The organism is Streptomyces gardneri (assembly GCF_006539185.1).
In the GTDB taxonomy this organism is placed as follows: domain Bacteria; phylum Actinomycetota; class Actinomycetes; order Streptomycetales; family Streptomycetaceae; genus Streptomyces; species Streptomyces gardneri.
The window spans coordinates 1-5915 of the sequence record NZ_BJMN01000105.1 but is presented as its reverse complement, the minus strand read 5'-3'; the positions used below and the strand labels follow the sequence as shown (position 1 = coordinate 5915).

The window sequence follows — 5915 nt, the reverse complement described above, 5'->3', positions numbered from 1 at the left end:
CACGTGCACCGTCGACACCCCATGCGCCACGATCAGCTCCGCGATCACCGACGGCTCAGGCCGCACACCCCGCTGAAGGACACACGTCCCCCCATGCAGCAGCGCACCGAACAACTCCAGCGCAAACGCATCCCACGACACCGGAGAGCACTGCAACCACACCTCACCCGGCCCGAAAGACACGAACTCCTGACCGACGAGCGTGCCGGTCATGGCCCGGTGAGGGGCGACCACACCCTTCGGCACACCCGTCGAACCCGACGTGAACATCACACACGCCACATCGTCAGGACCCGCGATCCGACCCAGATCACCGCCGTCCAGCCCGGCCACGACCCCCGCCTCGACGTCCAGGCGGACGAAGGCGACGGTGCTGTCCTGCCAGCCGTCGGCGGGCTCACCGGTCGTGACGATCACCTCGGCCCCGGCGGTGGCGACGACGGAGCGGAGTCGCTCGACGGGGAACTCCGTGTCGAGGAGGGTGTATCCGGCGCCCGCCTTGAGGACGGCGAGTACGGAGACGACGAGATCGAGGTCCCGGCCGAGGAGAAGGGCGACGGTGTCGCCCCGGCGCACGCCGCGGTCACGGAGGTGCCGGGCGAGTCGGTTGGCGGAGGTGTTCAGCTCCGCGTAGCCGACCTTGCGGTCCGGCAGCACGAGGGCTGTGCCGTCGGGAGTACGGGCCGCCTGCCGCTCGAAGAGTTCGTGCACGCACGCGGTGTGCGGGAGGTCGATGGCGGCGGTGTCGAGGGCGATGTCGCCGGCGCTGGTGTTCCAGTCGGCGAGGAGCATGGCGCGTTCGTCGGCGGCGAGCACGTCGAGCGCGCCGATGGGCAGGTCCGGCCGGTCCACCGCCGCGGACAGGAGGCGTACCAGGCGCGCGGCGAGCGACTCGGCCGTACCGCGGTCGAACAGATCGGTGGCGTACTCCAGGAAGCCGGAGATGCCGGCGGGTGCGCCGTCCCGGGTGTGGTGCTGTTCGGCGACGAAGGTCAGGTCGAACTTGGCGCTGTGGCGCTCGGGGTGCTCGACCTCGACCTCGCAGCCGGGCAGGGCCAGGGGCGGCGGGGCGTCCTGGAGGGCCAGCATGATCTGGAAGAGGGGGTGCCGGGCCAGCGAACGGACCGGGTTCAGCTCCTCGACCAGCCGCTCGAACGGCACGTCCTGGTGGGCGTACGCCGCGAGGTCGGTGTCGCGGGTGCGGGCGAGGAGCTCGCGGAAGGTGGGGTCTCCGGAGGCGTCGGTCCGCAGGACCAGCGTGTTCACGAAGAAGCCGATGAGGTCGTCGAGCGCCTCGTCGGAACGTCCGGCGACCGGTGTGCCGAGTGGGACGTCCGTCCCGGCACCGAGTCGTGCAAGCAGCGCCGCCAGCCCCGCCTGCACCACCATGAACAGCGTGGAGTCGTTGCGGCGGGCGAGGTCGAGCAGCCGTTCGTGCAGCTCGGCGTCGAGCGAGAGCGGCACGCTGTCGCCGCGGTGGCTCGCGACGGCGGGCCGGGGCCGGTCCGTCGGAAGGGCCTGCGCGTCGGGGGCTCCCGCCAGGGCCTCCCGCCAGAAGTCCAGCTGCCGGCGGGCCAGGCTGTGCGGATCGCCCTCGTCCCCCAGCAGCTCGCGCTGCCACAGGGTGTAGTCGGCGTACTGGACGGGCAGCGGCGCCCACTCCGGCGCGACGCCGGCGCAGCGAGCCACGTAGGCGGTGGCCAGGTCCCGGGTCAGCGGGGCGAGGGACCAGCCGTCGGCCGCGATGTGGTGGCAGACGAGCAGGAGTACGTGGTCGTCTTCGGCGACCGTGAGCAGGGTGACCCGCAGCGGGGGCTCGGCGGCCAGGTCGAAGCGGTGGACGGAGGCTTCGTGGAGGGCCTGGGAGAGGCGCTCCTCCGGGCAACCGGCCGTGTGCCACACGGCCGTGCCCACGAGATCCGGAGAGACGCCAGTGCTGGTGCCGGAGTCGGAGCCGCTGTCGCTGTTCGCGTCGAGGACGCGCTGCCAGGGCTCGCCGTCCGTCGTGGGGAACACCGTGCGCAGGGCCTCGTGGCGGGCCGTCACGTCCGTCACGGCGCGGCGGAGCGCGGCGCAGTCGAGCGGTCCGCGCAGACGCAGGGCGAGCGGCACGTTGTAGGAGGCGTTGGGTTCCTCGACCTGGTCGAGGAACCAGAGCCGCTGCTGGGCGAAGGAGAGCGGAACGCGGTCCGGCCTCCGGGTCGGGAGCAGCGCGGGACGGGCCGCGTCGGTGCCCACGGTCGCGTCCGTGCCTGTGACGGTGCCGTTGCCGGTGCCCAGACTGTCGAGGCGCTCGGCAAGGGCGGCCATGGTGGGGGCGTGGAACAGCTCGGCGATGCCGACGCGTATGCCGAGGGCCGTGCTGATACGGCTGATCAGGCGGGCCGCCAGGAGGGAGTGGCCGCCGAGGTGGAAGAAGTTGTCGTCGATGCCGACCTGCTCGACGCCGAGGACCTCGGCCAGGAGCTCGCAGAGGAGCTTCTCCTGCTCGGTGCGCGGTGCGCGTCCGCCGGGGGTGGTGCTGAGGTCGGGGGCGGGCAGGGCCTGGCGGTCGAGCTTGCCGTTCGGGGTGAGCGGCAGGGTGTCCAGGACGGTGAAGGTGCTGGGCCGGAGGTGCTCGGGAAGGTGTGCGGCGGCGTGGGCCCGGGCGTCGGCGGGGTCGAGTACGGTGCCGGGTTCGGCGACGAGGTAGGCCGCGAGGCGCTTGTCGCCGGGGCGGTCCTCCCTGACGACGACGGCGGCCTGACGCACACCCCCGTGGCGCATCAGGACGGCCTGCACCTCTCCGGGCTCCACGCGGAAGCCACGGATCTTGACCTGACCGTCGGCACGCCCGACGTACTCCAGGACACCGTCCGCGCGCCATCGCACCAGGTCACCGGTGCGATAGACCCGCTCACCGGGAGCCCCGTAGGGGTGGGCGACGAAGCGCTCGGCCGTCAGGGCCGCCTGGCCCAGGTATCCGTGAGCCAGGCCGGCACCGGTGAGGTAGAGGTCCCCGACGACGCCCACCGGGACGGGACGGAGCCGCTCGTCGAGCGCGTACATCCGCTCGTTGCCGATCGGCCGGCCGATCGGGATCGCGGGGCGACCGGTGTCCTCCGCGGTGATGTGGTGGGTCGAGACGAAGATCATCGCCTCGACCGGCCCGTAGCCGTTGACCAGCCGCAGCCCGGGATACTCCGCCAGCGCCTTCGCCGCGTGGGCGGGTGACGCGGCCTCGCCGCCGCCGATGATCTGGCGCATCCCGGTGAAGCAGCCCGGGTACTCGTCGAGCAGGAAGTTGAGGAGGCTCGCCGACAGGTAGGCCGAGGTGACGTGGTGGCGGGCGATGAGCTCGGCGATCACCTCCGGTTCCGGCTTGCCGCCGGGCTGGAGGACGCATACGCCTCCGTGGAGCAGCGCACCGAAGAGCTCCAGTGCGAACGCGTCCCACGACACCGGCGCACACTGCAGCCACACCTCGTCCGGTCCGAAGGACACGAAGTCCTGACCGACGAGCGTGCCGGTCACGGCGCGGTGAGGGGCGACCACGCCCTTCGGGACACCCGTGGAACCCGACGTGAACATCACGCACGCCGCGTCCTCGGGACCCGCGGTCCGCCCCAGGACCGAGTCCGCACACTTCGCGATCCCCGCCACCTCGGCATCCGCGTCCAGCCGCACCAGCTCCAGCTCCGCCGCCGAACCGAGCCCGTCACCGAGAACCCCGGCCGTCACCACCAGCGACAGACCCGCACGCCCGACGACATCCCGCAGCCGCTCCACCGGGAAGCCCGGGTCCAGCAACGTGTACGCGGCACCCGCCTTCAGCACCGCCAACACCGCCACGATCAGACGGTGTTCACGCTCCAGCAGGACACCCACCGTGTCACCACGCCGCACACCACGATCGACCAGATACCGCGCCAGCCGATTCGCGTCCCGCTCCAACTCCCCGTACGAGACACGCGCATCACCGAACACCAGCGCCGTCGACCCCGGCGAAACCGCGGCCCGCTCCTCGAACAGCTCGTGGACACACACCATGTACGGATCCGTGCCCGCCGTCGCGGTCCACTCCCCCAGCAGCGTGCGCCGCTCGTCCACCGCCAGGACGTCGAGATCACCGATCCGGACATCCGGCTCCGCGACGGCCGCCTCCAGCAACCGCATCAGACGCGCCACCAACGCCTCGACGCTACCCCGGTCGAACAGATCCACGGCGTACTGGGCGGAGCCGCGGATGCCGGTGGGACGACCGGTGTCGTCGTACGCCTCGGTGACGTCGAAGGTCAGGTCGAACTTGGCGACGTCGAGGGAGAGGACCTCTTGTCCGACGAGGTCGAGACCGGACAGCAGCGGCGTGGCCACGGCGTTGTTCTGGAGGACGAGCATCACCTGGAAGAGCGGGTGCCGGGCCGCCGAGCGGACGGGGTTCAGCTCCTCGACGAGGCGCTCGAACGGCACGTCCTGGTGGGCGTACGCGGCGAGGTCGGTCTCACGGACCCTCGCGACGAGCTCGCGGAACGTCGGATCACCCGAGGTGTCGGTCCGCAGCACCAGCGTGTTCGCGAAGAAGCCGACCAGGTCGTCGAGCGCCTCGTCGGAGCGGCCCGCAACGGGCGTGCCGAGGGGGACGTCGGTTCCGGCCCCGAGGCGCGTCAGCAGGGCCGCGAGGCCCGCCTGCACCACCATGAACAGCGTGGAGTCGTTGCGGCGGGCGAGATCGAGCAGCCGTCCGTGCAGCTCGGCCGGCAGGTCCACGGGGACCACACCGCCCTCATGGGAAGGCTGGAGCGGACGGGGGCGATCGGTGGGCAGCACCAGCTCGTCGCCGAGCCCCGCAAGGGCCTGCCGCCAGTGGGCGGTCTGGCGGGCGACGAGGCTGTCGGCATCAGCCGGATCGCCCAGCAGCTCCCGCTGCCACAACGCGTAATCCGCGTACTGCACAGGCAACGGCGACCACTCCGGAACACCCCCACCCACACGAGCCCCGTACGCCACCGCCAGATCCCGCACCAACGGCGCCAACGACCAACCATCACAAGCGATGTGATGCACCACCAACAACAGGACATGCTCCCCCGCACCACCCTCCGGCCCGAACAGATGGGCCCGTACCGGAAGTTCGGTGGCGAGGTCGAATCCCTGTCGCGCCGCGGAGGTGAGGGCGTCGGAGAGGTCCGCCTCGCCCGGGGAGGAGTGGGTCCAGGCCACGCGGGCGTCCTCGGACCTCAGTACCTGCTGGCGGGGCTCCCCGTCGGGCGCGGGGTAGAGCGTGCGCAGCGCTTCATGGCGCTCCACCACGTCGTCGAGGGCCCGACGGAGGGCGTCGGTGTCGGGAGTGCCGTGGAGCCGGAGGGCCAGCGGGACGTTGTAGGTGGCGCCGCTCGCCTCCTCCGCCGAGGCATCGGAGCGCTCGGTCCGGTTGAGGAACCAGATGCGCTGCTGGGCGGGGGACAGCGGAAGTTCGGCGGGCCGGTCGGTCGGCCGCAGAGCCGCCGGCGCCTGCGCGGCACCGTCGAGGGCGCGGGCAAGACCCGCTGCGGTCGGGTCCCGGAAGAGCTCACGGATGCCGATCTCGACGCCGAAGGTACGGCGGATGCGGCTGATCAGACGGGCGGCGAGCAGCGAGTGGCCGCCGAGCAGCAGAAAGCTCTCGTCCGCGCCGACCTCGTCCAGTCCGAGGACGTCGGCGAACAGCCCGCACAGGGTGCGCTCGGCGGGCGTCGCGGGGGCGCGGCCCACCGATCCGGTGCGGACCTCCGGGGCCGGCAGGGCCTGGCGGTCGAGCTTGCCGTTCGGGGTGAGGGGCAGGGCGTCGAGGACGACGACCGCGGAGGGGACCAGGTGCTCGGGGAGCCGGTCGGCCGCGTGGGAACGCAGCTCGTCAGGAGACGCGGGTGCGTCGAGGACGACGTAGGCGACCAGCC

At 72.2% G+C, this 5915-nt stretch carries 1 protein-coding gene; it reads right to left on the bottom strand.

Going from position 1 to position 5915, the window contains the following annotated elements; translation table 11 throughout:
- The coding region (locus SGA01_RS40355; protein ID WP_141303370.1) for a non-ribosomal peptide synthetase at nucleotides 1-5915 on the bottom strand (5915 nt) is incomplete at both ends.